Origin of the sequence: Geomonas oryzae (assembly GCF_004117875.1) — a bacterium.
In the GTDB taxonomy this organism is placed as follows: Bacteria; Desulfobacterota; Desulfuromonadia; order Geobacterales; family Geobacteraceae; genus Geomonas; species Geomonas oryzae.
In genome coordinates this window covers 177,209-203,001 of record NZ_RAHW01000002.1, presented here as the reverse complement: position 1 = coordinate 203,001, position 25,793 = coordinate 177,209, and the positions used below count along the sequence as shown (strand labels likewise).

The window sequence follows — 25,793 nt, the reverse complement described above, 5'->3', positions numbered from 1 at the left end:
CCTTTCCGGACGGCCGTTTTACGACGGCCGTCTCTTCCTCTTTTCCTCATATCCCAATTCAACTAATGAAATTATTGCGCTGTGCCGATAAGGTACCGGTAAGTACCGCCGCCGTGCGCGCTTCGTACGGCCGGTTAACGAGTTGACGTCCAGACCGCTGGAGATCAGATATGCGCAGTGCGCTGCCGGAAACAACAAAAACATCGGGGACTACGCTGATGGCGCGTACCGTTGCACTGGTTCTTGCCGTCAACCTCTTCGTCATCGTTTTGGGGACGGTGACCTTGCGCCAAAGTCGGGACCAGTACCTGCGCAACGCGGCAACCCAGGGGCGCAACCTCACCCAGATGCTCGTCTACAGTATCTCCGGCGTTTTCGACGCCGCGGACATCGCGCTTCTCAGCGTTGTGGACGAAGCCGAACGGCAGCATCGGCAGGGCGGGATTTCCACGGACGCCCTGAACGCTTTCATCATCGCGCAGCATACCCGGGTCCCGGCCCTGGACAGCATACGCATGGCCGACGGCAATGGGGACATCCTCTACGGCACCGGAGTCGAGCCCGGCTCGAACAAGAGCGTTGCGGAGCGCGATTATTTCATCAAGTTGCGCGACACCCCGCAGGCTGCGTTGGTCATTTCCAAGCCGGTACTGGGGCTCATCAGCGGCAAATGGGTGGTCATCCTCGCCCGTAGGGTTTCCGGCCCGAACGGTGCTTTCGCAGGAGTCGTTTACTGCGCCATCCCCCTGGAGAAGATACGGAACATGCTCTCGACCATCGACGTCGGTGCGAGGGGGCGCATCACGCTGCGGGACGAGTCTCTCGGATTGATCCTGCGCTTTCCGCAGCAGCTTCCGGTCAGCACCGACCTCGGACGCAAGCCCGCTTCCTCCGAGATGCAAAAGCGCATCGCCAAGGGGATGTCGACCGATACCTACTATGCCGAGCGGACCAACGACGGTACGCCGCGGCTCGTTGCCTTCAGCAAGGTCGGCCGTTATCCCATGTACGTCAGCATCGCTTTGCTTCCTGATGAGATCCTGGCCCGCTGGTACCGCGAGCTCACGCAGATCATGTCGCTTGTCGTGCTGTTCCTTATGGTCACCACCGCGATGTCCCGCGTTATCTATCTGCGTTTGCGGCGCCAGTTGCAGGCCGAGGAAGAACAACGACTGGCGAGGGAAGAGCTCGAGGTGAGGGTTGCAGAGAGAACCGAGGCGCAACGTCTCACCAACGAAAAACTGAAACTGGAGCTCGCCGTTAGGGAGCGCGCGGAAGAGGAACTGCGCCGCGGGCGCAACATGCTCGCCCAGATCATCAACACCATCCCCCAGTTCGTTTTCTGGAAGGACCGCGACAGCATCTACCAGGGGTGCAACATCGTCTTCGCCAAAGCGGCCGGACTGGACGACCCGGAGCTGATCGCCGGCAAGCGCGATTACGACCTCCCCTGGATGCGGGAGGAGAGCGACGCTTACCGCAACGACGACCGCACCGTCATGGATAGCAACCGTCCCAAGTACCACATCATAGAGCAGCAGTTGCAGGCGAGCGGTCGGCGCCTGTGGGTGGATACGACCAAGGTTCCCCTGTGCGACGATACGGGGACCGTGACCGGCATACTCGGCGTGTACGACAACATCACCGAGAGAAAGATGATCGAGGAGGCGCGCGACCGGGCTCTCGCCATGCTCGAATCGCTGCTTGCTTCCTCTCCCACCGCTATTCTCGTCTACGAAGGGGAGAGCGGCGCCTGCGTGAAGGCGAACCAGGCGGCGGCGGATCTGGCCGGCGGGACCGTGCAGCTGCTGCTCAGTCAGAATTTCCGGGAGGTTCCCTCCTGGGAGGCCGGGATGCGTGTTGCAGCCGAGCTTGTGCTCTCAGACGGCCAGACGAGGAGTATCGAGATCGATACGACATCCTCGTTCGGAAAACAGCTTCAAGTGGAATGCTTCCTGTCGCGTTTCGAGGTGGAGGGAAAACACCACTTGATGTTCATCGCCGTGGACATGACCGAGCGCAAACGCCTTGAACAGGAGAAGCGACTGATCGAATCCCAGATGCTCCACGTACAGAAACTCGAGAGCCTCGGGGTGCTGGCGGGAGGTATCGCCCACGACTTCAACAACATTTTAATGGTGATCCTCGGCAACGCCGACCTGGCGCTGATGCGGATGGCGCCCGATGCGCCAGCCTGCGAAAACCTGACCCAGATAGAGCAGGCCGCAAGCCGTGCCGCCGACCTCGCCCGGCAGATGCTCGCTTATTCGGGCAGAGGTAAGTTCGTCATCGAGAAACTCGACATGACCCGGCTGGTGCAGGAGATGGGGCAGATGCTCGAGGTCTCCATCTCCAAGAAGGTGATGCTGCGCTACGACTTCGCGCCGGAACTCCCGCCGGTAAGCGGCGACGCGACGCAACTGCGACAGGTCGTTTTAAACCTCGTGCTCAACGCGAGCGAAGCGGTGGGCGACGCCAACGGCATGATCGTCATCAGCACCAAGCGCTTTTACTGCGACCGCGCGTACCTCTCCGAATCGTGGATCGATGACCGGCTCCCCGAAGGGGACTACGTGGTGCTCGAAGTTTCCGACAACGGCTGCGGCATGGACCGCGAGGTGATACCCAGGATCTTCGATCCATTTTTCACCACCAAGTTCACGGGACGCGGACTCGGCATGGCAGCGGTTCTCGGGATCGTGAGGGCGCACCACGGTGCCATCAAGGTCTACAGCGAAAAGGGGAGGGGGAGTACCTTCCGCCTACTGCTCCCTTGCGTGGAGGGGGATGCCGATCACCACGAGCTTGCCGATCTTGGTCCCCTCTGGCGGGGGTGCGGCACCGTCCTGCTCGCCGACGACGAGGAGAGCATCCGGGGGCTCGGGCGCGACATGCTCGAGACCATGGGGTTCAGCGTGCTGGTCGCCTGCGACGGACAGGAGGCGCTTGAAATTTATCGCCGGCATAAAGAGGAGATCGTCTGCGTACTCCTGGACCTCACCATGCCCAATCTGGACGGCGAACAAACCTTCCGGGCTCTGCGGGAGTTGCAGCCCGATGTGAAGGTGGTCATCTCAAGCGGCTACAACGAGCAGGAGGTCACCATGAAGTTCGCAGGTGCCGGGCCTTCCGGGTTCATCCAAAAGCCGTATCGTGTGAGCGAGATGAGCAGGACGCTGCGGGGAGTGCTGGGGGAGTAAACCGTCGTCCGATTTAGTTTTTGCATCAACCAATTCCGCTTTTTGCCAGCGCCCCTCTCCCTTCGGGAGAGGGTGGCCGTAGGCCGGGTGAGGGCGCTGCCGCATGCAACACTCTTTCTTCGTAGGCGACTCCCTCACCCCGCCCCTCTCCCGGAGGGCGAGGGAGAGGCGGATGTAGTTGAAACAAGCTGGTGCAAACGCCAAACCGGACAACGCCGGGGATATGGCGGATTTGCTTATTGGTACTTGAAGAAATAAAAAGCCGGGAGGCTAAATACCTCCCGGCTTTCGTCATACGTAGTGCGTTGCCGCCTACTTGCCGCCGACCACCATGAGCTCGCTCACGAGCCTGGTGAAACGGAGCGGGTCCTTGATCGGGGAGCCTTCGGTCAGAAGGGCCTGGTCGAAGAGGAGCTCGCTGTAGTCGGCGAGTTTCGGGTTCGACTTGTCCTTCTCGTACATGGCGGTCATCACCTGCATGATCTGGTGCTCGGGGTTTAACTCGAGGATCCTTTTCGCTTCCGGCACTTCCTGGTTCATCGCCTTCAGGATCTTCTCCATGTTGGCGTTCAGCCCCATTTCGTCCGCCACCAGGCAGCAGGCGCTCTCGGTGAGACGGGAGGAGAGACGTACCTCCTTGACCCTATCCTTGAGCGTTTCCTGGATGAAGTCGAGGATGCTGCCGAACTCCTTCTTGGCCTCCTCCTTCTTCGCCTCTTTCTCCTTCTTTTCCTCCTCGCTGTCCAGCTCGAGGTCGCCCCTGTCGATCGCCTTCAGGTGTTTTTCCTGGTACTCGTTGATCGCCTGCACCACCCACTCGTCGACCGGGTCGGTCATGTAGAGGACCTCGTAGTCCTTCTTGCGCAGGGCCTCCATGTAGGGGGAGTTCTCAACGGACTCGCGCGACATGCCGGTGATGAAGTAGATCTCCTTCTGTCCTTCGGGCATGCGCTCGACGTACTCCTTTAGCGATACGAACTTCCCTTTCTCGGTCTTGGAGCTCTCGAAGAGGAGGAGGTCCTGCAGCTTCTCCTTGTTGGCGTAGTCGAAGTGGATCCCTTCCTTCAGCACCGGGCCGAACTCGCCGTAGAACTTCAGGTAGTCGTCGATGTTCTTCTCCTTCATCTCGGAGAGGGTGGATAGGATCTTGCCGACAAGCGACTTCTGGATGCGTTTGATCTGCACGTCCTCCTGCAGGATCTCGCGGGAGACGTTGAGCGGCAGGTCCGCCGAGTCGACCACACCCTTGATGAAACGGAGGTAGTCCGGGAGGAGCGCCTCGCAGTTGTCGGTGATGTAGACCCGTTTCACGTAGAGGTGCACGCCCTTTTTGTGGTCGCGCAGGAAGAGGTCGTAGGGCTTGTGCGACGGGATGTAGACGATGGACTTGAACTCGCTCACCCCCTCGGCCGAGTAGTGGATGGTGGAGAGCGGCTTGTCGTAGTCGTGGGAGATGTGCTTGTAGAACTCCTCGTACTCCTCCTCGGTGATCTCGCTCTTCGGGCGGGTCCAGATCGCCTTCATGGAGTTCAAGGTCTCTTCTGCGGTTTTCTCGATGGTGCCGCCACCCTCGATGACGTTGCCGTCCTGGTCCTTAATCGGCTCGGTACGGGTCACGTCCATGACAACCGGGTACTGCACGTAGTCGGAGTACTTCTTCACGATGGAGCGGATCTTCCACTCGTCGAGGAACTCCTTCATGTCGTCTTTGAGGTGCAGCACGATCTCGGTGCCGCGCGTCTCCTTCTCGACCTCCTCGATGGAGTAGGAGCCGTCGCCGGCCGATTCCCAGCGACAGCCGTACTGCTTTTCGCCCGCCTTGCGGGTGGTCAGCTCCACCTTGTCGGCGACCATGAAGGAGGCGTAGAAGCCAACGCCGAACTGGCCGATCAGTTCCGGGTTCTCGGAAAGGTTCTTTTCCTTGAGGGCGGCCACGAAGCTCTTGGTGCCGGACTTGGCGATGGTGCCGATGTTGTCGGCCACCTCGTCCATGCTCATGCCGATGCCGTTGTCGGTGATGGTGAGGGTGCCGGCCTCCTTGTCGGCGTGCAGCTTTATCTTCCAGTCGGCATTCCCCTCCAGCAGTTCCATGTTGGAGTGGGACTCGAACTTTATCTTGTCGATCGCGTCAGATGCGTTAGAGATAAGCTCCCTGAGGAAGATCTCCTTGTTGGAGTAGAGGGAGTGGATCACCAGGTCCAAAAGCTGCTGGACCTCGGTCTCGAACTTCTTGACGGTTTTGGCCATGTCTTCGTGGTCTCCTTTGTGCTTGAGTGGGTGCTCGACGGAACATAAGCATTGCGGGTGCGGATTTCAAGGGGCGGGAGGAAAAAAAGGAAAAGCTTTACCACAGAGGTCACGGAGGTGCACAGAGGGCACCGAGGAAAGGCCTTAACGGTATAAAAACCCGCTTAATGCGGTTCCTCTGTGTGGGACTTGGCTTTTCCTCGGTGTCCTCTGTGTTCCGGTTCGTCCCGCCGCCGCAGGTTAACGTCATCCTGGACGCAATAACACTATTCGCGGCCGAATAGCGTTATCCGGCCGGGAATAACACTATTCGCGGCGAAATAAGCTTATCCGCGACGGAATAACACTATTCGCCGAGGAAATAAGCTTATCTGTGACGGAATAACACTATTCGCCGGCCAATAAGCTTATTGGGAGCGGGAATAACACTATTCGCGGCAGAATAAGCTTATCTGGGCGGGGATAGCGCTATTTGGGTCCCCGCCAACGCTATCCGCGAAAGGGATGACGTTATCGCGCAGGCGCCGGCACTGAAGCCTGCACCGTATTTTCAAAGTTTGAGGTACTGTCGCAGGATGGCTGGGTGGAGGTGCTCTTTCATCACCTCCCACGCCTCGCGCAGCGCCTCGGCGTCGTGCAGGGCGTGGTGCGGCGAAAGATCGCTTAAGGCGTCGTCGTGGGCCTGCTTCAGGATCGGGCGCAGTTCGGGAAGGCTCTCGCTGTAGAAATTGAGCGGGGTGGGGTAGAGGTTGGGGGGGAGTTCGTGATGCAAAAGCTCAAGCATGAGCACCCAGTCGTACCCCGGCGCATCGGTCACTACGCGTACCGGGACACCGAAACCGGCGAGCCATGCGCCCAACCGGCGCGCCGCGTAGCCGCTTTCCTGGAAGAATTCGCCGCCGGTCAATTGCGGCAGCACCTTCTCGACCACGAAAGCGGAGCACCCCTCGCGGCTCCATCCGTTTTCCAGTTCGGCGTAATAGCTCTCGCCGCTCTCGGCGACCAGGGCTATGCTGATCAACTGCGGATAATCGAAATCGGTGAACTCGGTGTCCAGGAAAAGTAGCTTCGGTCTTTGGGTGGCGAGGTTTGCGGGAATGGGGACGCTCTTCGCCTTATGGGGCCTGCGCTGCGCCGCGTGCAACGGACAGAGCGTCTTCGCGAAACCGTGGCCCAACTGAAGCGATCCCGGTTCGCCGCACTCCTCGCAGATTGCGGCCGCCCTGTGCTCCGCATCCCGAGCTAGCTCCTTCACGATGAAGGAACCGGACTCCACCCGGACCAAGAGCCCCCCCAGGCGCTCCTCGGCCTTGAAGTGCCCGATGCGCGGCATGCCGAGGTGCTCCATCGCCTCGATGGCGGTGCAGAGGTCCCATACAAGCTCATACCACCCCTCGCCGCAGCGCACGCTTCCGGCAGGCTCCTTAAGGTAGCGCGGGAAACGCGAGAGGAGCTTCTCCCGTGCGATGCTCCCCTCCGGTTTCACCCACTTGTCCCAGGAGAGGAACATCTTCTCCGTCGCGCGCTTGAAGCGGACGATCAGGTCGACCACCTTCAGGGCGAAGGCCGAAAGGCGCTTTTTAATTGTGTTCAGTACCGGCACGGTTTTCATTAGCAACAGATTCTACCAGAGTCCCCCGTTTCTTGACACCATTTCCCAGCTATGTTAATAAGGTCGGGCTAAAACTCTTTGCCCGGCAAGGGGATAGCCCCACCAAACACCTCGCAGCGCAACAAGGAGCCCCATGTATTTCCCCGATTTCGCTTCGTTCCAGACCCTGTCCGCACAAGGCAACCTGATTCCGGTCTACCGTGAGATCCTGGCCGACCTGGACACTCCGGTAGGTGCCTTCAAGAAGATCGACGACGGCCGTTTCGGTTTTCTGCTCGAGAGTATCGAGGGGGGGGAGAAGTGGGGGCGCTACACCTTCCTTGGCTCGTCGCCGGCCGTGGTGATTCGCGGCAAGGACAACTGGGTCGAGATCGTGGAGGGGGGTGCGGTGAGCCGCGTCGAGGTAACCGATCCGCTAAACTACGTCCGCGACTACATGGCCCGTTATCAGCCGGTCGAGGTGGCCGGGATCCCGAGGTTCTTCGGGGGCGCCGTAGGATATTTGGGGTACGATGCGGTGCGCCATTTCGAGACCCTGCCGGACAGCAACCCGAGGCTCATCGACACCTACGACGCCTACTTCATCATCACCGACACCATGATCATCTTCGACAGCCTGAGTCAGAAGATCAAGGTCGTCTCCAACGCGCATCTGGACGGCGGTACTTCTCCCGAGAAGGCCTACGTCGACGCGGTGAGCAAAATCGAAGGGCTCATCGAGCGCCTGAAGAAGCCCCTTCCCGTGCAGCCGAAGAAAGCCGCCACCGGGAAGGTGGAACTTACCTCCAACGTGAAGCGCGAGGAGTTCGAGCAGTCGGTGACGCGCGCCAAGGAGTACGTGAAAAGCGGCGACATCATCCAGGTGGTGCTCTCCCAGCGCTTCTCCGGCGAGCTGACCGTCGATCCTTTCGACATCTACCGCGTTTTGAGGACGCTGAACCCGTCGCCCTACATGTTTTTCCTCCGTCTCGAGGACACCATGGTGGTCGGAGCCTCTCCGGAGGTCATGGTGCGCAAGGAGGGGGAGCTCGTCGAGCTGCGCCCCATCGCCGGCACCCGTACGCGCGGTGCGACACCTGCCGCGGACGAGGAGCTGGCGCGGGACCTTCTGGCCGACCCCAAGGAGTGCGCCGAGCACGTCATGCTGGTCGATCTCGGGAGAAACGACCTCGGGCGCGTCTGCACCACGGGAAGCGTTAAGGTCTCCGAGCTGATGGTCATCGAGCGCTACTCCCACGTGATGCACATCGTCTCCAACGTGCAGGGGAACCTCGCCCCGGGCTTCGACGCCTTCGACGTGGTGCGCGCCACCTTCCCGGCCGGGACCCTTTCGGGAGCACCGAAGGTGCGCGCCATGGAGATCATCGACGAGCTGGAAGTCGCGCGGCGCGAGGTCTACGGCGGGGCAGTCGGCTACTTCTCCTTCTCGGGCAACATGGACATGGCCATCGCCATCAGGACCCTCGTCATCAAGGACGGCAAGGTGCATCTGCAGGCCGGTGCCGGCATCGTGGCAGACTCCGACCCCGCCTCCGAGTACATGGAGACGGTGAACAAGGCGAAGGCCGTGGTGAAGGCGATCGAGATGGCCGAGCGCGGCATCGAGTAGAGTCCATATCTTCTCAAGGCGTAAAAGGCGACCGGCATTCCCGGCCGCCTTTTTTATTGTCGGCTGGACGTTTCTTCTGAGGGGAGTGGCACTTCTTGCTGTTTACGTTCATTTGATAATTTTTCTACTGACTGCCGTTTTTCGATTACTGGCAAAGCATACCCTCACAAAGATTTTCACGCTGATCCGATATGTTAATCATTCACTATGTCCTGGGGCGTAATGCTTTTTCGAAAACCCAGGTGTAGATAATTCGTCAAAATGTGTGTAATTTAATTTTACAAATAGAAGGAAATAGCAGACAAGCGGAAAAAACATAGTAGAATTTTGCCGTTAATCCCACCTTCCGTCCGATCTGTTTAATGCCGCCGCAGGAGCCGATTGTATGGGTAGCGCTTGTCCCGTGAAGAAGGTCCTCATTGTCGAAGATGACGATTCCCACGCCGAACTGATACGGCGCGGCTTCAGCGAATGTACCGACCAGTACGAGCTGACCGTCGCCGGAAGCCTCGAGGAAGCCCTGGTCCGGGTGCGCAGCCGTGACTACGACATCGTGCTCACCGACTACCTTCTGCCTGACGGCAAGGGGGGAGATCTGGTGGCCCAGTCCGCCGACATCGCCCCGGTCGTGATGATGACCTCGCACGGCAACGAACAGGTTGCGGTCGAGGCGATGAAATCAGGTGCCATCGACTACGTGGTCAAGATGCCCGAGGTTTTCGAGGCCATGCCGCGCATCGTCGAGCGCGCCCTGCGCGAGTGGGACCACATCCTTGAGCACCGCCGGGCCGAGGAGGCGTTAAGGGTACAAAGCAACCGCCTGGAGCACGAGGTGGCGGAACGCGAAATGGCTCAAGAAGCGCTGCAGGAACAGGCACTTCTTCTGAAAAATGAGATCGCTGAACGAAAGCTCGCCCAGGAGACCCTGCGTCTTAGCGAGGAGAAATTTCACAAGGCCTTCGACAGCGCCCCTCTCATCATGGTCATCACCGACATGGAGGACGGTGTCTTCATCGACGTGAACCGCAAGTTCCTGGAACTGTCGGGTTACAGCCGAGAGGAGGTGCTCGGCAGAACCTCGACTTCCCTCGGCTGGATCGACGCGGCGGACCGCGCGACGCTGCTGGAAGAACTCAGCCGGCAGGGGGTCGTGACGGGGCACGTGGTCACGCTCCACGCGAAGGACGGCCGCGTTCTGAAAGGGGAGTATTACTGTGAGCGGATCGTCGTGGATGGAAGCGAGCGGCTTTTGGCCATCGCGCTCGACATCACCGAGCGTGTGAAGCTCGAGGAGCAGCTGCGCCACTCCCAAAAGCTCGAGGCGGTCGGGATCCTCGCGGGTGGCGTGGCCCACGACTTCAACAACATCCTCACCGTGATCGGCGGGTACTGCGAACTTTTGAAGCTGGATCTCCCGGACGGCAACCCTGTCAGGGACAAGGTGCTGCAGATCTCCGCCGCTGCGGATCGGGCCGCCAACCTGACCCGGAGCCTCCTCGCCTTCAGCCGAAAGGGAGAGGTAAAGGCTGCTCCGGCGAACCTGAACGAAATCGTCAAGGGGGTCGAGAAGTTCCTGCAGCGCATCATCGGCGAGGACATCGCTCTCACCACCTCCCTGTCCGAGGAGCCGCTCTGGGCCGTCGTCGATACGGGCCAGGTCGAGCAGGTGCTGATGAACCTTGGTGCCAACGCTCGCGACGCCATGCCCAAGGGAGGCCGGCTCATGGTCCAGACCGAGCACCACGAGATAGACGAGGACTTCGTGCACGCCCACGGCTTCGGTGAGCCGGGCCCGTACGCCCTTTTGACCATCTCCGACACCGGGGAGGGGATGGACGAGACGACGCGGAAGAAGATCTTCGATCCCTTCTTCACCACCAAGGTGGTCGGCAAGGGGACCGGGCTCGGTCTCGCCATCGTGTACGGGATCATCACGCAGCACAGGGGGTTCGTGAACGTCTACAGCGAGCCCGGCATCGGCTCCACCTTCCGCGTCTACCTTCCGGCCATCGCCACCGAAAAGCGCGAGAAAAGGGGGGCACCCGCACCCGAGCCGGTGATGCAGGGGACGGAGACCATCCTGGTCGCCGAAGATGACCTGCACGTCCTCGACCTGGTTTCCTCTATCCTGCAGCAGTTCGGCTACACCATCATCCATGCGGCAAACGGCCTGGAGGCGGTGCAGAAATTCAAGGAGAACCCGCAGATCAGCCTGGTGCTCATGGACATCATCATGCCCGTAATGAACGGCAAGGAGGCGGCCGAGCACATACGCGGCCTCTGCCCCGACGCCAAGATCCTCTTCACGAGCGGCTACACGGCCGACATCATCCGCAGCAGAAGCGATCTGGACGAGGGGGCCGAGCTCGTCATGAAGCCCGTGAAGCCTGCCGTCCTGCTCCAAAAGGTCCGCGACATGCTGGACCGTCCCTAGCGCCCAAAGGAGTAGCCGCAGGCATGGTAACCCAGATACGCACCATACGCCGTTTCTCCTTTGTGCTCGCCCTGTTCTGGACCGCGGGCATCGCGGCTTCCCTTGCATGGTTTTACAAGCACGAGCAGGACACCGTGATCGAGATCGCCCGCGCCGAGGCGCGGGCCACCTACGAGAAGGACAGCCTCTACCGCCGCTGGGCGACGAAGCACGGCGGCGTGTACGTCACGGTGAGCGCTTCCAACCCGCCCAACCCGAACCTCTCCCAGATCCCCGAGCGCGACATCCGCACCCCCTCCGGGCGCGCACTCACCCTGGTCAATCCCGCCTACATGACCCGCCAGGTCTTCGAACTCGCCGACAGCCAGAAAAACCTGGTGCGGGGCCACATAACGAGCCTGAAGCCGATCCGTTCCGAAAACGTACCGGACCCGTGGGAGGCCCGGGCTCTGGTCAAGTTCGAGCAAGGGGCAAAAGAGGTGAGCGAGGTGCAGGTCATGAACGGCCGCAGGTACATGAGGCTCATGCGCCCCTTCATCACCGAGGAGGGGTGCCTCAAGTGCCACGCCGGCCAGGGGTACAAGCTGGGGGACATCCGCGGCGGGATCAGCGCGTCGGTGCCCATAGAGCCGAACGAGGGGGCGTTCGCCTCGGTCATGATGGGTGGGGTGGCAAGCCATTCGATCCTCTGGCTTTTGGGTCTCGGCATGATCGGGACCGGGTCGCGCGTCCTGAGCCGCAGCGCCAGAGTTTTGGAGCAGAGCGAGGAGCGTTACCGCACCGTCGCCGATTACACCGACGACTGGGAGTACTGGCAGGCGCCGGACCGCAGCTTCAGGTACGTTTCCCCCTCCTGCAAGCAGCTTTGCGGGTACGGCCATGAAGAGTTCTATGCCGACCACACCCTCATCGAAAGGGTCATCCATCCGGACGACCTGGCCGCCTACCTGGACCACGAACACGCCTCATTCGAGGGGAACCCCAAGCCGATCGATTTCCGCATCGTGCGTCCGGACGGCGAAGTGCGCTGGATCTCGCACATCTGCCGCGTCGTCTACACGAAAGACGGCGCGGAAAACGGCGTCAGGGCGAGCAACCGCGACATCACCGACCGGAAACGCGCCGATGAAGCACTCAGGGAACAGGCGCTTCTGCTGGAAAGCGAGGTGCGCGAGCGCAAGGAGCGCGAACTCGAGTTGGAGGCGAAAAACGCCGAGCTCGAGCGCTTCACCTACACGGTGTCCCATGATCTCAAGAGTCCACTCATCACCATCAAGGGGTTCGCCGGCGCCGTCATCAAGGATCTCCAAAACGGCCAGTCGCAGCGACTCGACGGCGACGTGCGCCGCATCATGGCCGCCGCCGACAAGATGACCGCACTCCTTGAAGACCTTCTCGAGCTCTCCCGTGTCGGCCGCATCGTGAACCCGCCTTCCCTTATCGACATGAACACCCTGGCCCACGAGGTGCTCGCCCAACTGGCAGGCCCGCTGGAGCAGCGAGGCGTCGAGGTGCTGCTGCAGCAGGAACTCCCCACGGTGTGGGGCGACCAGCGACGCATCTGCGAGGTGCTCCAGAACCTTCTGGAAAACGCCATCAAGTATGCCGGTGATCAGCCGCACCCCCGCATCGAGATCGGGAAGCGTGACGGCGATGGCGGCGTGGTCTTCACGGTCCGCGACAACGGCATGGGGGTGGCGCAGCAGTACCATGAGACCATCTTCGGCCTCTTCAACAAGCTCGATGCCCGTTCCGAGGGGACCGGGATCGGGCTCGCCCTCGCGCGGCGCATCGTCGAGTTCCATGGCGGGAAGTTGTGGGTCGAGTCGGAGGGGGTAGGGGAGGGGAGCACCTTCTGTTTCACGCTCAACATGGCGCCGCCTGCCGCGGCGACGGATGCTTAAGAACGTCTGTTCGAACAACAGGGCCTGACTCCCCCTCCCTTGACGGGAGGGGGCTGATCTCTGTGCGAGATGAACTATTCAGAAGGGGGGAACACATGGTGGAAGGCGAACCGTTGTGCATTCTTTTGGTGGAAGACAACCCGGACCACGCGGAGCTTGCGCTCAGAAACCTCTCCGACGCGGGGCTTGCCAACCGCGTGTTCCATGTCGAGGACGGCGAGGCCGCTCTCGACTACCTGCACAACCGCGGACGCTTCGTCGACCAGTTGAGCTACCCGCGCCCGCACCTCGTACTGCTTGACCTGCGGCTACCGAAAGTCGACGGCATAGAGGTGCTCAAACAGGTGAAGGCTTCGGAACAGTTGAAGGCGATACCGGTAGTCATCCTGACCACCTCGGCGGCCGAGCGTGACCTCGCCCAGGCCTACGACCATTACGCCAACAGCTATCTCACCAAGCCGGTGGATTTCGACTCCTTCAGCCGCCTGCTGCAAGACCTCGGTTTCTACTGGCTTGCGTGGAACAAACGCCCCTCCGGCTAGGGAGGGCAAAATTCTTTTTGGGGGTGTGAAATATTCCCGCACCGTCGGCTCGGATATCCCCCCTTTTTACCTGCCGCGCCCCCTCCCGATCCGCCTCTTTTGTGCATTTCCTGTCGGAATCTCTTGAGTTTCTTCGGCAAAACCTTTATATTTTTGCGATTCGCATTAAGACACCAAAAGAGTGGGGTTCCGCTGCGCCGCGTCAGCGCCTCCGGTTCCCGCAGGTTACCAGCCATGCTCCTGATGATAGACAACTATGACTCCTTCACCTACAACATCGTCCAGTATCTCGGCGAACTGGGTGAGGAGGTGAAGGTTTTCCGCAACGACAAGATCACCCTTGACGAGATCGAGGCGCTCGCGCCGGACCGGATCGTGGTCTCCCCCGGGCCGTGTTCACCCGAGGAGGCAGGCATCTCGGTCGAGGCGATCCGCCGCTTCGCCGGCAAGATCCCGATCCTCGGCGTCTGTCTGGGGCACCAGTCCATCGGCTACGCCTTCGGCGGGAAGATAATCCGGAGTGCCACCCTGATGCACGGCAAGACCTCGCCCATCCATCACGACGGTCAGGGACTTTTCAAGGGACTCCCGAACCCGTTCGCCGCCACCCGCTACCACTCCCTCATCGTCGAGCGCGATACGCTTCCCGCCGAGCTGGAGGTGACCGCCTGGGTCGAAGAGGGGGAGATCATGGGGATGCGGCACCGCACCCTGCCGCTATGGGGGGTGCAGTTCCACCCGGAATCCATTCTCACCCAGGGGGGGATGGACCTTTTGAGGAATTTCCTCGAGATGTCGAGATAGTATCCGGCCGGGAGAGCTCTCCCGGCCTTTCAATTCTTTTTTGAAGGAGTCGCCATGATTCGCAAGGCAATAGCACGCGTGGTCGAAAGGGAGAACCTGAGCGAGGCGGAGATGATCGAGGTGATGGACCAGATCATGTCCGGCGGCGCCACGCCCGCGCAGATCGCCTCCTTCATCACCGCCCTCAGGATGAAGGGGGAGACGGTGGACGAGATCACCGGCGCCGCGCGGGTCATGCGCGACCGTGCCATGCCGATCCGGGTCGGCAAGAGCGTCCTCGGCATCGACCGCGACGACATCAACCTCGACCGCGAGACCATCCTCGACACCTGCGGTACCGGCGGCTCCGGCACCAATTCCTTCAACATCTCCACCACCGTCGCCTTCATCGTCTCCGCCTGCGGCGTCAAGGTCGCCAAGCACGGAAACCGTGCGGTCTCTTCCTCCTGCGGTTCGGCGGACGTTTTGGAGGCGCTCGGCGTGAACCTCGACGTGACCCCCGAAACGGTCGAGCGCAGCATCGCGGAGATCGGCATCGGCTTTCTGTTCGCCCCGGCGCTGCACGGCGCCATGAAGCACGCCATAGGGCCGCGCCGCGAAATCGGCGTGCGTACCATCTTCAACATCCTGGGGCCGCTCACCAACCCGGCCGCGGCGGACTGCCAGGTGCTCGGCGTCTACCGCGAGGACCTGGTCGAAAAGCTCGCCCACGTGCTCAAAAAGCTCGGGTGCCGCCGCGGTTACGTGGTGCACGGCTGCGACGGGATGGATGAGGTCACCCTTACCGGCGAGAGCACCATCGGTGAGGTCGGACCTGATGGGGTCAAGGTGTACAAGATAACCCCTGAGCAGTTCGGCCTGGAGCGCGCGCCGCTTACCGAACTGCACGGCGGCGACGCCCAGGGCAACGCCGTCATCGTCCGGGACATCCTCTCCGGCAAGGACGGCGCCAAGCGCAGGATCGTGCTTCTGAACGCGGCCTACGCGCTGCTTGCCGCCGGCAAGGTGCAGGACGTCGCCGAGGGGCTCAGGCTTGCCGCCGAGACCATCGACTCCGGCCGGGGGCTGAAACAGCTTGAGCGGCTCGTCGCGCTCACGAACGAAGTGGAGTAGCAGATGACCCAGGTACCCGACGTACTTAAGAAGATCGTGGACTACAAGCAGGGCGAGCTGGAAGCGGCGATGTCCGACGTGCCGCTAAACGAGATCATGGACCGTTTAGGCGATCTCGAGGACACCCCGCGCGGCTTCCAGAACGCCATCATCAACTCGCTCGGATCCGGCTGGACCCCCATCATCGCAGAGGTCAAAAAGGGCTCCCCTTCGAAGGGGCTGATCAGGGCGGATTTCGATCCGCTGCAGATCGCCACCACCTACCAGGACAACGGCGCCACCTGCCTCTCCGTGCTCACCGACGAACATTTCTTCATGGGGCACCTGAGCTACCTGGCCCTGATCCGTGAACAGGTCTCGCTTCCTTTGCTGCGCAAGGATTTCATCTTCGATCCCTACCAGATCTACCAGGCCCGCGCCGCCGGGGCCGATGCCATCCTCCTCATCGCCGCCATGCTCGACGTGCCGCAGTTGCGCGACTTCCATTCTCTCGCGCGCGATCTTTCCATGGACGTGCTCCTCGAGGTGCACGACGAGCGTGAGCTCGAGATGGCGCTGCAGACCGACTGCAGCATGATCGGCATCAACAACCGGAACCTGCGCACTTTCGAGGTGGACATCGCCACTTCGGAGCGTCTGGCAGCCATGGTCCCCGCCGGGCGCATCATCGTCGCGGAGAGCGGCATCAACAAACGCGAGGAGATCGTGCACCTCATGGAAAAGGGGCTGCATGCTTTCCTGATCGGCGAATCGCTCATGCGCGAGGCCGACGTTGGCGCGAAGCTCGCCGAACTGGTGGGGTAGGGCGCCGTATTATGGAATGCAATGTTCCGACTGAAAAGGAGAGGCTATGAATACCAAGTTCCTGCTTGATGAATCGCGCATCCCGAAACAGTGGTACAACATCATCCCCGACATGCCGGGTCCCCTCGAGCCGGTGATCAACCCGGCGACCCTGAAGCCGGTTACCCCCGAGGACATGACCCCGATCTTCCCGATGTCGCTCATCGAGCAGGAGATGTCGAACCAGCGCTGGATCGACATCCCGGAAGAGGTGCGTGAGAAGTATCGCATCTGGCGTCCGACGCCCATGTTCCGTGCGCGCAGGCTCGAGCAGGCGCTCGGAACCCCGGCGAAGATCTACTACAAGTACGAAGGTGTGTCGCCTGCCGGCTCGCACAAGCCGAACAGCGCCATCCCGCAGGCCTGGTACAACAAGCAGGCCGGCATCCGCAGGCTCGCCACCGAGACCGGCGCCGGGCAGTGGGGGAGCTCCCTCGCCCTTGCCTGCTCCATGTTCGGCCTTGAGTGCACCATCTACATGGTCAAGGTCTCCTGCACGCAGAAGCCCTACAGAAAGAGCATGATGCAGCTTTGGGGCGCCACGGTGATCCCGTCACCCTCCGAGTTCACCAACGCCGGGCGCACCATCCTCGCGCACGACCCCGACAACCTTGGCAGTCTCGGCATCGCCATCTCCGAGGCGGTCGAGGACGCCGCGACCCACGACGACACCAATTACGCGCTCGGGAGCGTCTTGAACCACGTCTGTCTGCACCAGACCGTGATCGGCCTCGAGGCGAAAGAGCAGATGGCGCTCGCGCAGGACTACCCCGACGTGGTCATCGCCTGCTGCGGCGGCGGTTCCAACTTCGCCGGTCTTGCCTTCCCGTTCCTCAGCGACCGGGCCAACGGCAAGAAGGTGCGCTGCCTCGCCGTGGAGCCCGCCTCCTGCCCGACCCTCACCAAGGGGGTCTACGCCTTCGACTACGGCGACACGGCGAAACTCGCGCCGATCACCAAGATGTACACCCTGGGGCACGACTTCATGCCGCCGGGTATCCATGCCGGCGGGCTTCGTTACCACGGCGAGTCCGCGCTCATCTCGCAGCTCTACCATGCCGGCGAGATCGAGGCGAAGGCGTACAAGCAGAATGCCTGCTTCGAAGGGGCGCTTCTTTTCGCAAGGACCGAGGGGATCGTTCCGGCGCCCGAGTCTTCCCACGCGCTGCGTGCCGCCATCGACGAAGCGATGCTCGCCAAGGAGGAGGGGAAGGAGAAGACCATCCTCTTCGGGCTTTCCGGTCACGGTCAGCTCGACATGATGGCTTACGATGCGTACCTCTCCGGCAAGCTGGAAGACTACGAGTACCCCGAGGAGTCGATCCGCCAGTCGCTGGAAAGGCTCCCCAAGGTATGCCTGTAGAAGTCTGCCTCGGCGGGCCGTCGGCAGCAAATTGAACAATTCTAAGGGTATACGCCCATGACAAAGGTCAAGATCTGTGGCATAACATCGGTGGACGATGCTCTCCTTGCGGTTGATGCCGGAGCCGACGCCCTGGGTTTCGTCTTCTTCGAGAAGTCTCCCCGTCACGTCACCCCGGATGTTGCGGCCGGGATCATCGCCAAGCTCCCTCCGCTTGTGCAGGTCGTGGGACTATTCGTCAACGCCGATCCGGACGTGGTGAACCGGACCGCCGATCACTGCGGTCTCGATATCATCCAGCTGCACGGCGAGGAGAGCCCCGAGTTCTGCCGTCTGGTCAGGCGCCGCGTCATGAAGGCCTTTCGCGTCCGCGGACCCGAGAGCCTCGTCCCGCTGCCGGAATTCCACGTGGCCGCCTACCTGCTGGACGCGTACTCGCCCAACGCCTACGGGGGGACGGGCGAAGTGTTCGACTGGGAATGCGCCATAGCCGCCAAAGAGCACGGCCCCATCGTGCTTGCCGGAGGGCTCACCCCCGACAACATCTCCGCCGCCGTGACACAGGTGCGACCGTACGCGGTAGACGTCTCAAGCGGCGTCGAGGCTGCCCCTGGAAAGAAGGACCCCGACAAGGTGCGGCGCTTCATCCAGCTGGCAAAACATCCGCACCCGATCTGAAGCAGACTTAAACGTAGAAGGTAGAACGTAGAAAGTAGAACGGTTTCTAACCCAAAGCAAAGGAGTGGCAATGAAGATTATCGTAACCGATGAGGTGGCTCAGGAAGGACTGGCAATTTTGCAGCGTGACCCGCGCGTGCAGATGGACATCAAGCTGGGACTGAAGAAAGAAGAGCTTTACTCGATCATTGGTGATTACGACGTTATCATCACCAGAAGCGGCACCACCGTTGACAAGCCCCTGCTCGACGCAGCGACCAACCTGAAGCTCGTCGCCCGCGCCGGCGTAGGCGTCGACAACGTCGACGTGGACTATGCCTCCGCCAAAGGCGTCATCGTAGTCAACGCACCCTTCGGCAACACCAACAGCGCGGCCGAACACGCCATGGCGCTGCTTCTTTCCTTCTGCCGCAATGTCACCAAGGCGAACGGCTCCCTCAAGGGTGGCGCCTGGAAACGCGCTCCCTTCACCGGCTATGAGCTCAAAGGCCGGACCGCAGGCGTCATCGGCCTCGGCAAGGTCGGCGGCCGCGTCGCCACCCGTCTGAAAGCGTTCGAGTGCGAGGTTCTCGCCTGCGACCCGTATATCGCCGAGAAGCGCGCCCATGACCTCGGCGTGAAGCTGGTGACCCTGGACGAAATCATCAAGAACTGCGACATCATCACCGTGCACACCCCGCTCACCAGCGAGACGCACAACATGATCGGCAAAAAGGAACTGGCCGCCATGAAGGACGGCGTGATCATCATCAACGCCGCCCGCGGCGGGATCATCAACGAAGAGGCGATGCTGGAAGCACTCGATTCCGGCCGCGTAGCCGGTGCAGCCTTCGACGTATGGAGCCAGGAGCCGCCCGACAGCGAGGTCCTCAAGAAGCTCATCGGTCACGAAAAGATGGTCGTCACCCCGCACCTCGGCGCCAACACCTTCGAGGCGCAGGTCAACGTAGCCGTGGACGTGGCCAAGGAAATCCTGCGTTACATGGACGAGCAGCCGATCGAGAACGCCATCAACATCCCGAAGTTCGACGCCTCCCTCATGGGGCAGATGCGTCCGTACCTGAACCTCGTGAACGTGCTGGCCGACTTCATCATCCAGCTGGTCGACACCAACCTGAACAAGATCACCTTCACTTACACCGGCGGCCTCGCTCAGTACGACTGCACCCCGATCACCGTCTGCGGCCTCGCTTCCCTCTTGAACCGCAGGGTCGAGCAGGAAGTGAACATGGTTAACGCCCAGCTCGTCGCCGACAACATGGGGATCGTGGTCGAAGAAGTGAAGAGCACCCACTCCGATGACTTCTCCAACATGATCACCGTTACCATCGAGGGCTCCGGCGAGAAACGCCTGATCTCTGGTACCGTGTTCGAAGGGGTGCCGCGCATCGTGAAGCTGCGCGACTACCAGATGGATTTCCGCCCGGAAGAGCACATGCTGCTTCTGGCCTACGGCGACCGCCCGGGCATCATCGGCAAGATCGGCACCATCCTCGGCAAGCACGAGATCAACATCGCCGCCATGAACCTCGGGCGCCGCGAGAAGAAAGGGGAGGCGATGGTCATCCTCTCCCTCGACTCCGCAGTCCCCACCGAGGTCGTGGAAGAGGTGAGGGAGGCGACCGAAGCCAACTTCGTGAAACCGCTCTACCTCGTCACCGCGAAGTAGCGTTGCGATGACAGCAGAACGAAAAAGCCCCCCGGCGTCAGCTCGGGGGGCTTTTTTTATCGGTCAGTTTTTTAAAACCCGGATCACAGAGGTCACAGAGGATAAGCCAAAGCGGTCACAGAGGATTTGAAAGTCGCAAATAATTATTTGCCTGTTTTACACCTCTGTGTCCTCTGTGGACCTCCGAGACCTCTGTGTTCCGGGGGTGACTCGGTTTATGCCACCTTCCTCCCGCCGCAGGCCTTCAGCCTTTGGTGCGCTTCGCGCAGGGCCTTTTCGGTGGTATCCCAGCAGATGCAGCTGTCGGTGATGGATACGCCGTATTCGAGTTCGGCCAGGTTCTTCGGCAGCGCCTGGTTGCCGTCTTTGAGGTAGCTCTCGATCATCACGCCGGAGATGGAACGGTTGCCTGCGACGATCTGGTCGACGACGGCTCTAAGCACCTCGGGCTGGCGCTCGTACTTCTTCTCCGAGTTGCCGTGGCTGCAGTCCACCATGAGGGTCGGGGTGAGGCCCGCCTTCTTGAGCATCTCCTCGCTTTTCGCGATGTCTTCGGGGTAGTAGTTCGGCTTCTTGTTGCCGCCCCTGAGCACCATGTGGACGTCGGGGTTGCCGGTGGTCTGGATGATCGAGGAGAGCCCGTCGCGGTTGATGCCGAGGAAGCTGTGCGAATGGAGCGCAGCCTTCATGGCGTCGATGGCGATCTGAAGGTTTCCGTCGGTGCCGTTTTTGAAACCGATCGGGAAGGAAAGCCCGCTCGCCATCTCGCGGTGCGTCTGCGATTCCGTGGTCCGCGCGCCGATGGCGCCCCAGGAAAGGAGGTCGGCCAGGTACTCGGGGGTGATGGGATCGAGCATCTCGGTCGCTACCGGAAGCCCCATCTCGGTCACCTTGCAGAGAAGGCCCCTCGCGATGCCCAATCCCTTGGAGATGAGATGCGTGCCGTCCATGCCCGGGTCGTTGATGAGCCCTTTCCACCCGACCGTGGTGCGCGGCTTCTCGAAGTAGACGCGCATGATGAGGAGGAGCTCCTCCGATACTTCCTTCGAGAGGGCGGCGAGCTTCTCCGCGTACTCCAGCGCCCCCTTGGGATCGTGGATGGAGCAGGGGCCGACCACAACCATGAGCCTCTTGTCCTCGCCCCGCAGTATCTTGGCGATGGCTGCGCGACTCTCGGTTACGCAGTTGCCCGACTGCTCGGAGATCGGAAAGACCTGCCGCAAGTCGGTCGGTGCAATGATCGGGGTGATGCTTTTGATCTTCAGGTTGTTGGTCTTAATCATCGTGGACTCCGCGCTAGCAGTTTTTAATGTGGCGTAATCTAGCGCGTTTCCAATCCGCTGTCAAAAAAAAATGCCCGGGGGCGTTGGAATTTTGCCCTGAGCATATTTTTGTTCAGCCGCGTCCGGCGTGATCCGCGCCGTTTCGGTCCGCGGTGAGCGCGAGGCGCACCGAGTCGAAGGACGCCTCCTCGGCACCCGCCTCCAGCATCGCCTTGGCAGCGCGATGGGAATCGCCCGGCTCAACGTCCACGCCGCGTATCGCGTCGGTTAGGAGCGTGACGGCAAAGCCTTCCTTTAGTGCCTCCATGACCGTTTCCTTGACGCAGTAATCGGTGGCGAGGCCGCCGACGTAGAGGCGGTCCAAGGCCATGCGCTGCAACAGCATGGTGAGCCGGGTCCCGTTTCCCGTAACGCCACCCATTGCGGAGTAGCCGTCGTCCCAGTCGGCCATCCCCTTCGAGACGACTATGGTTCCTTCCGGGAACCTCAGGCGGGGGTGAAAGGCAGCTCCGGCGGTTCCCTGGACGCAGTGCGGCGGCCAGATTCCTCCGTTTTCCCGGAAATGCTTGCTGGTCGGCGGGTGCCAGTCCCGGGAGGCGAATATGGGGGTACTCGCCTCGCTGAAGAGATCGAGGTAGCGGTTGAGCGGCGCCAGGACCTGGTCGCCTTCCGGAACGGCCAACGCTCCGCCGGGGCAGAAATCAACCTGAACATCTACGACAAGAAGGGCGGCTCTCCTTTTCATCGAGACCTCCTTTGCAGGCGTTGAGCGGTTACCCGCCGTACCTGCTCTGGATCTGGGACATCAATTTAAGACGAAGCGTGTTGACACCCGCGCTGATGGAGACCTTGTACAAGTGCGGGTTGACGAGGCGCAGACAACCCTCGGGCAGCCGTCTTAGTTCGCGGCTGGATAGCTCGGCACAGCTTTGCAGGGTAGGGGAAGGGGCGCACCTTTTGCCGTGCTCCATCACCGTGCTCCGTAACTCTACCAGTCGTGCTTCTTGCGGTATCCGCTTGTGCTGGATCGGGTTGGCCGGATCGAAGACCTGTGCCCCCGGGAGGACCTCCTCGTCATGCAGGGCGATGACATCCTGGATGAAGGAGCCGTCGGGGGCCACGGCGCGCAGCACCCGCTTGCGGTCCGGCAGGGTCGCCTTAGCCAGGTCGCTCGTTATCTTAAGCTTCGCCTCGCCGTCTATCTTCACGAGCTTGTAGACTCCGCCGAGGGCGCCTCCCCCTTCGCCCGCGCAGGTGGCGAGCCGGGTCCCGACGCCGTAGATATCCACCTGCCCCCCTTCGCTTCTGATCGATTCGATGACGAACTCGTCCAGTTCGTTGGAGGCTACGATCTTAACACCGGGAAAGCCGGCTGCGTCGAAGGCGCTTCTGACCTGGCGCGAGAGATAGGCCAAGTCTCCCGAATCGATGCGCACGCCGACCAATTCATGGCCGCGCTCCCGCAGTTCCCGGGCGACGGCGAGGGCGTTGGGAAGCCCGCTTCCGAGTGTGTCGTAGGTGTCGATGAGGAGGATGCAGCTGTCGGGGAAATTGTCCGCGTAGCTGCGGAATGCGGTCAGTTCGTCAGGAAAAGCCATGATCCAGCTGTGGGCGTGGGTGCCCCTCACCGGGATGCCGTAGCGCATGCCGGCCAGGACGTTACTCGTGCTGCACACCCCGCCTACGTAAGCGGCCCGGGCCTCCGACAAACCGCCGTCCGGACCCTGGGCCCGCCTGAGGCCGAATTCGAGGACGGTGGCGTCCCCGGCGGCCTGTTTGATGCGCGCGGCCTTTGTGGCGACGAGGGTCTGGAAGTTGATGATGTTCAAAAGTGCCGTTTCCACGAACTGGGCCTCGGCGAGTCCTCCCTCGATGGTGACAAGCGGCTCGGTGCCGAACACCACGGTCCCTTCCGCGGGTGCGGTGACCTTTCCTTGGAAACTGAATCCGGCGAGGTATGCGAGAAACGACGGGCGGAAGAGTTTCAGGCTCTCTAAGTAGGCGAGCTCCTCCTCGCTGAAGGAGAGCTCTTCCAGGTAGGAAAGCGCCTGCTCCAAACCGGCAAAGACGGCGTATCCACCCTTGAACGGGTTGTGACGGAAAAAGAGGTCGAAAACGGCGGGACGTTCGTGCATCCCCTGCTCATGGTAGCCTGCGAGCATGGTTAGCTCATAAAGGTCGGTAATCAGCGGCGAGTAACGCATGGCGCCTCCCTTTCAGTCATTTGGCACCCTGAATTATCGCACGATGCAGCTTTTCTGCCAGTTCCGGGTCGATGATTTTCAGTAATAGGTACTCCGCCTGTGCCTTGCCGGCATCGTTCAGCATGAGATGTGACAGTCCCAGCTTGTAAAGTGCGTTTGCATTACCGGGCCAGAGAGAGAGGAGATCCTTGTAAGCGGTCGCCGCTTCCCCGTAGCGGTCCACCCTGAAATAGACTTCGCCGAGGTTGGATATGGCAAGGGCGAGATAAGGATCGAGCTCCACCGACTTCCTGAGCGAGTCTATGGCGTGCGGGTAATCACCGGCGAGCGCCTGGGCGGTGCCCAGGTTCAACCAGGACAGCGCGTTGCGCGGCTCAAGAGCGATGCTTCTGCTGAACGCCTCGGCCGCCTCCGGATAATTCCCGTCGCCGTTCAGCTCCACCCCTGCCTCGAACCAGTCGTCCGCTTCGAAATACTCCTCAAAACCGATCCTGAGCGGTTCATCCATTGGGGCAAGGGCGCCGGTGGCAAAGCCGGTGACGATGAGCAGTGCGAGGTATGTGCCCTTGCGGTGCTTCATAGCGAACCTCCGCGGAAAGCACAAAGATAGCATGTTAGAAAATATTTACAAAAAGGGGCGGCCCCGGCGCTGTCCAGGTTTTTGCTGACATACCCGGCGCCATTTGGTAGATAAAGGAAGCGCCGCGGGACTTGTCGTGGCGGGGAATAATTCGGAAAGGGGATCGTATGGAACATCTGCTTGTCATCGGCTGCGGCGCCATCGGGCGCAGGGTCGCTTCTCTCGCGCTGGAGCGGGGTATGAAGGTCTGCACCTTCAACAGGGGAGAGGTTCCTCCGCTGGAGGGGGTAACGCACTGCGCCGGGAACCTGGATGAGCCGCAAACGCTGGCGGTGCTTCCTACCCGCGGTGCCGGCGTCATCTACCTGGCTCCTCCGCCGGGCGGAGGGATCGAGGACACCAGGATGCGTAACTTCCTTGCCGTTATCGGCGCCGGCAACGAGCCGGAGAAGATCGTCTATATAAGTACGAGCGGCGTCTACGGGGACCACGGCAGCGAGGTGGTCACCGAGGAAACCGAGGCGGTGCCGCAGACCGCGCGCGGCAAGAGACGGCTGCACGCGGAGCGCATAGTTCAACAATGGGGCTCGGAGCACGGCGTTCCGGTGGTCGTGCTACGTGTAACGGGGATCTACGCGCCGGACCGCCTGCCGGTGTCGCAGCTTACCACGGGCCAGCCGGTCTTGCGCGAGGAGGAGGCGCTTCCCAGCAACAGGATCCATGCCGACGATCTCTCGCGCATCTGCCTTGCCGCCCTCGACAGGGGGCCGGATGGCGCGATCTACAACGTAAGCGACGGGGCCCCCAGCACGATGACCTCCTACTTCAACGCCGCCGCCGACAAGCTTGGACTGCAAAGGCCCAGGCAGGTCACCATGGAAGAGGCGCGCAAGGTGATGACGCCGCTCATGATCTCCTATTTCTCCGAAGGGCGCATCGTCGATAACGCCAAGATGCTGAGGGAACTCGGCATCACCCTGCTTTACCCGAATCTGGAGGAGGGGCTCAAGGGGTGAACGTACAGGCTTGCGGTGCATGGTAAGGACCGCCGCGGCTCACCAGTCGCGGCCGTTTTTGTGCCGTGTGGACGTGGAAAAGTGGTGCCTAAAAAAGAGGCAAAATGCTATCATTAGCGACGGTAACGCCACTTTCTAAACTTCAGGCCAGGTTTTCCCACAGAGTTTTCCACAGGTTTTGTGGAATATCGGTAGCGACATTTGCCCTGATAATATAACTACTTATATTTATGAGGCGTTGTAGCGGGGTGTGACGCATATCTTTGATTTATAAGGACTTAATAAAGAAGGCCCATGGATGTCCATGGGCCTTTTCGTACATTGGCGTTAAAGCGGAACACTTTCTTCCAATCCGTCGGTGAAGCGTCGCGGTCGTTGCTGCGTGGTCGGTGCCGCCGCGCAGCAGTTTTCCGTTTGGCACCCCTTTTTCAAGCGGCGAACCGCCTGGCGGATGAGATAAGTCGCTTTCAGCGTTGTTCCCAGTAACGCCAATTTGGTTGCTCCGGAACACCGTGCGGGAAGACTTGGATTACTGACCTCTGTCGCAACATTCCCCGGTGAGACGCTTCAGGCTTCCCTCTGCCTATGAGGGCTTGCACACCACGTCTGAAACCAGAGACAGTGTGATGAAAAGGTAGTCAGGGACCCAAATGGATGCGCTACGAGTATTCCAGAGCGGCTCGCACTCTCAT

Annotated in this window: 18 protein-coding genes and 1 other RNA gene; 12 read left to right on the top strand and 7 right to left on the bottom strand. The window is 61.0% G+C overall.

The genetic code is table 11. The features are described from left to right. Window positions 1-218 precede the first annotated feature (218 nt). The gene (locus D6Z24_RS05620; protein WP_246014577.1) at window positions 219-3,200 is read left to right on the top strand and encodes an ATP-binding protein; all 2,982 of its coding nucleotides are present in this window, start codon (window positions 219-221) and stop codon (window positions 3,198-3,200) included. A 312-nt stretch (window positions 3,201-3,512) separates the two neighbouring features. On the opposite strand, the gene htpG is transcribed toward D6Z24_RS05620, so the two are convergent. After that, window positions 3,513-5,447, bottom strand: coding sequence for a molecular chaperone HtpG (gene htpG, locus D6Z24_RS05615; protein ID WP_129125588.1), 1,935 nt, complete (start codon window positions 5,445-5,447; stop codon window positions 3,513-3,515). Window positions 5,448-5,997: 550 nt separating this feature from the next. Next, entirely contained in the window at window positions 5,998-7,065 is a 1,068-nt protein-coding gene (locus D6Z24_RS05610) for a 3'-5' exoribonuclease (RefSeq protein ID WP_162605078.1), read from the bottom strand. Window positions 7,066-7,192: 127 nt separating this feature from the next. On the opposite strand from D6Z24_RS05610, the gene trpE reads away from it, so the two are divergent. From trpE to serA, 10 genes are all read left to right on the top strand, one after another. Beyond that, window positions 7,193-8,668: an anthranilate synthase component I gene (gene trpE, locus D6Z24_RS05605; protein WP_129125586.1), complete on the top strand. Its 1,476-nt coding sequence runs from the start codon at window positions 7,193-7,195 to the stop codon at window positions 8,666-8,668. Window positions 8,669-9,053: 385 nt separating this feature from the next. Beyond that, a complete protein-coding gene (locus tag D6Z24_RS05600) occupies window positions 9,054-11,102 on the top strand; it encodes a response regulator (protein WP_129125585.1) in 2,049 nt (682 codons plus the stop codon). 23 nt (window positions 11,103-11,125) lie between these two features. After that, complete coding sequence (locus D6Z24_RS05595; protein WP_129125584.1) at window positions 11,126-13,006, top strand: ATP-binding protein; 1,881 nt, start codon at window positions 11,126-11,128, stop codon at window positions 13,004-13,006. Between the two features lie 95 nt (window positions 13,007-13,101). Continuing rightward, window positions 13,102-13,548 (top strand): response regulator, encoded by a 447-nt coding sequence (locus D6Z24_RS05590; RefSeq protein ID WP_129125583.1) that lies wholly within the window; start codon window positions 13,102-13,104, stop codon window positions 13,546-13,548. A gap of 234 nt (window positions 13,549-13,782) precedes the next feature. Beyond that, the gene (locus tag D6Z24_RS05585) at window positions 13,783-14,352 is read left to right on the top strand and encodes an anthranilate synthase component II (protein ID WP_129125582.1); all 570 of its coding nucleotides are present in this window, start codon (window positions 13,783-13,785) and stop codon (window positions 14,350-14,352) included. Window positions 14,353-14,406: 54 nt separating this feature from the next. Continuing rightward, on the top strand, window positions 14,407-15,465 hold the full coding sequence (trpD, locus tag D6Z24_RS05580) for an anthranilate phosphoribosyltransferase (RefSeq protein ID WP_129125581.1): 1,059 nt from the start codon (window positions 14,407-14,409) through the stop codon (window positions 15,463-15,465). A gap of 3 nt (window positions 15,466-15,468) precedes the next feature. Continuing rightward, window positions 15,469-16,269 carry an indole-3-glycerol phosphate synthase TrpC gene (gene trpC, locus D6Z24_RS05575; protein WP_129125580.1) on the top strand — a complete coding sequence of 267 codons (801 nt, stop codon included), beginning with the start codon at window positions 15,469-15,471 and terminating at the stop codon, window positions 16,267-16,269. 46 nt (window positions 16,270-16,315) lie between these two features. Then, window positions 16,316-17,671, top strand: coding sequence for a TrpB-like pyridoxal phosphate-dependent enzyme (locus D6Z24_RS05570; RefSeq protein ID WP_129125579.1), 1,356 nt, complete (start codon window positions 16,316-16,318; stop codon window positions 17,669-17,671). Between the two features lie 57 nt (window positions 17,672-17,728). Then, the gene (locus D6Z24_RS05565; protein WP_129125578.1) at window positions 17,729-18,349 is read left to right on the top strand and encodes a phosphoribosylanthranilate isomerase; all 621 of its coding nucleotides are present in this window, start codon (window positions 17,729-17,731) and stop codon (window positions 18,347-18,349) included. A gap of 70 nt (window positions 18,350-18,419) precedes the next feature. Next, a complete protein-coding gene (gene serA / locus D6Z24_RS05560) occupies window positions 18,420-20,018 on the top strand; it encodes a phosphoglycerate dehydrogenase (protein WP_129125577.1) in 1,599 nt (532 codons plus the stop codon). Between the two features lie 215 nt (window positions 20,019-20,233). Here the strand turns inward: serA and D6Z24_RS05555 are convergent, their stop codons facing one another. The 4 genes from D6Z24_RS05555 to D6Z24_RS05540 form a co-directional block, all read right to left on the bottom strand. Beyond that, complete coding sequence (locus tag D6Z24_RS05555; RefSeq protein WP_129125576.1) at window positions 20,234-21,301, bottom strand: 3-deoxy-7-phosphoheptulonate synthase; 1,068 nt, start codon at window positions 21,299-21,301, stop codon at window positions 20,234-20,236. Window positions 21,302-21,413: 112 nt separating this feature from the next. Then, the gene (locus tag D6Z24_RS05550) at window positions 21,414-22,046 is read right to left on the bottom strand and encodes an isochorismatase family protein (RefSeq protein ID WP_129125575.1); all 633 of its coding nucleotides are present in this window, start codon (window positions 22,044-22,046) and stop codon (window positions 21,414-21,416) included. Window positions 22,047-22,074: 28 nt separating this feature from the next. After that, entirely contained in the window at window positions 22,075-23,505 is a 1,431-nt protein-coding gene (locus D6Z24_RS05545; protein WP_129125574.1) for a nicotinate phosphoribosyltransferase, read from the bottom strand. A 16-nt stretch (window positions 23,506-23,521) separates the two neighbouring features. Next, window positions 23,522-24,085, bottom strand: coding sequence for a tetratricopeptide repeat protein (locus tag D6Z24_RS05540; protein ID WP_129125573.1), 564 nt, complete (start codon window positions 24,083-24,085; stop codon window positions 23,522-23,524). Window positions 24,086-24,252: 167 nt separating this feature from the next. Here D6Z24_RS05540 and D6Z24_RS05535 point away from each other — a divergent pair, with 167 nt between their 5' ends. Next, the gene (locus D6Z24_RS05535; RefSeq protein WP_129125572.1) at window positions 24,253-25,101 is read left to right on the top strand and encodes an NAD-dependent epimerase/dehydratase family protein; all 849 of its coding nucleotides are present in this window, start codon (window positions 24,253-24,255) and stop codon (window positions 25,099-25,101) included. Between the two features lie 495 nt (window positions 25,102-25,596). On the opposite strand, the gene ssrS is transcribed toward D6Z24_RS05535, so the two are convergent. Then, window positions 25,597-25,781: non-coding RNA, 6S RNA (ssrS, locus tag D6Z24_RS05530), on the bottom strand. Window positions 25,782-25,793: the final 12 nt, after the last annotated feature.

Bases quoted from the DNA above. Each gene is read 5' to 3' on its own strand.
- D6Z24_RS05620 (WP_246014577.1), top strand. From the start codon at position 219: ATGGCGCGTACCGTTGCACTGGTTCTTGCCGTCAACCTCTTCGTCATC.
- htpG (WP_129125588.1), bottom strand. From the start codon at position 5,447: ATGGCCAAAACCGTCAAGAAGTTCGAGACCGAGGTCCAGCAGCTTTTG.
- trpE (WP_129125586.1), top strand. From the start codon at position 7,193: ATGTATTTCCCCGATTTCGCTTCGTTCCAGACCCTGTCCGCACAAGGC.
- D6Z24_RS05600 (WP_129125585.1), top strand. From the start codon at position 9,054: ATGGGTAGCGCTTGTCCCGTGAAGAAGGTCCTCATTGTCGAAGATGAC.
- D6Z24_RS05595 (WP_129125584.1), top strand. From the start codon at position 11,126: ATGGTAACCCAGATACGCACCATACGCCGTTTCTCCTTTGTGCTCGCC.
- D6Z24_RS05590 (WP_129125583.1), top strand. From the start codon at position 13,102: ATGGTGGAAGGCGAACCGTTGTGCATTCTTTTGGTGGAAGACAACCCG.
- D6Z24_RS05585 (WP_129125582.1), top strand. From the start codon at position 13,783: ATGCTCCTGATGATAGACAACTATGACTCCTTCACCTACAACATCGTC.
- trpD (WP_129125581.1), top strand. From the start codon at position 14,407: ATGATTCGCAAGGCAATAGCACGCGTGGTCGAAAGGGAGAACCTGAGC.
- trpC (WP_129125580.1), top strand. From the start codon at position 15,469: ATGACCCAGGTACCCGACGTACTTAAGAAGATCGTGGACTACAAGCAG.
- D6Z24_RS05570 (WP_129125579.1), top strand. From the start codon at position 16,316: ATGAATACCAAGTTCCTGCTTGATGAATCGCGCATCCCGAAACAGTGG.
- D6Z24_RS05565 (WP_129125578.1), top strand. From the start codon at position 17,729: ATGACAAAGGTCAAGATCTGTGGCATAACATCGGTGGACGATGCTCTC.
- serA (WP_129125577.1), top strand. From the start codon at position 18,420: ATGAAGATTATCGTAACCGATGAGGTGGCTCAGGAAGGACTGGCAATT.
- D6Z24_RS05555 (WP_129125576.1), bottom strand. From the start codon at position 21,301: ATGATTAAGACCAACAACCTGAAGATCAAAAGCATCACCCCGATCATT.
- D6Z24_RS05550 (WP_129125575.1), bottom strand. From the start codon at position 22,046: ATGAAAAGGAGAGCCGCCCTTCTTGTCGTAGATGTTCAGGTTGATTTC.
- D6Z24_RS05545 (WP_129125574.1), bottom strand. From the start codon at position 23,505: ATGCGTTACTCGCCGCTGATTACCGACCTTTATGAGCTAACCATGCTC.
- D6Z24_RS05540 (WP_129125573.1), bottom strand. From the start codon at position 24,085: ATGAAGCACCGCAAGGGCACATACCTCGCACTGCTCATCGTCACCGGC.
- D6Z24_RS05535 (WP_129125572.1), top strand. From the start codon at position 24,253: ATGGAACATCTGCTTGTCATCGGCTGCGGCGCCATCGGGCGCAGGGTC.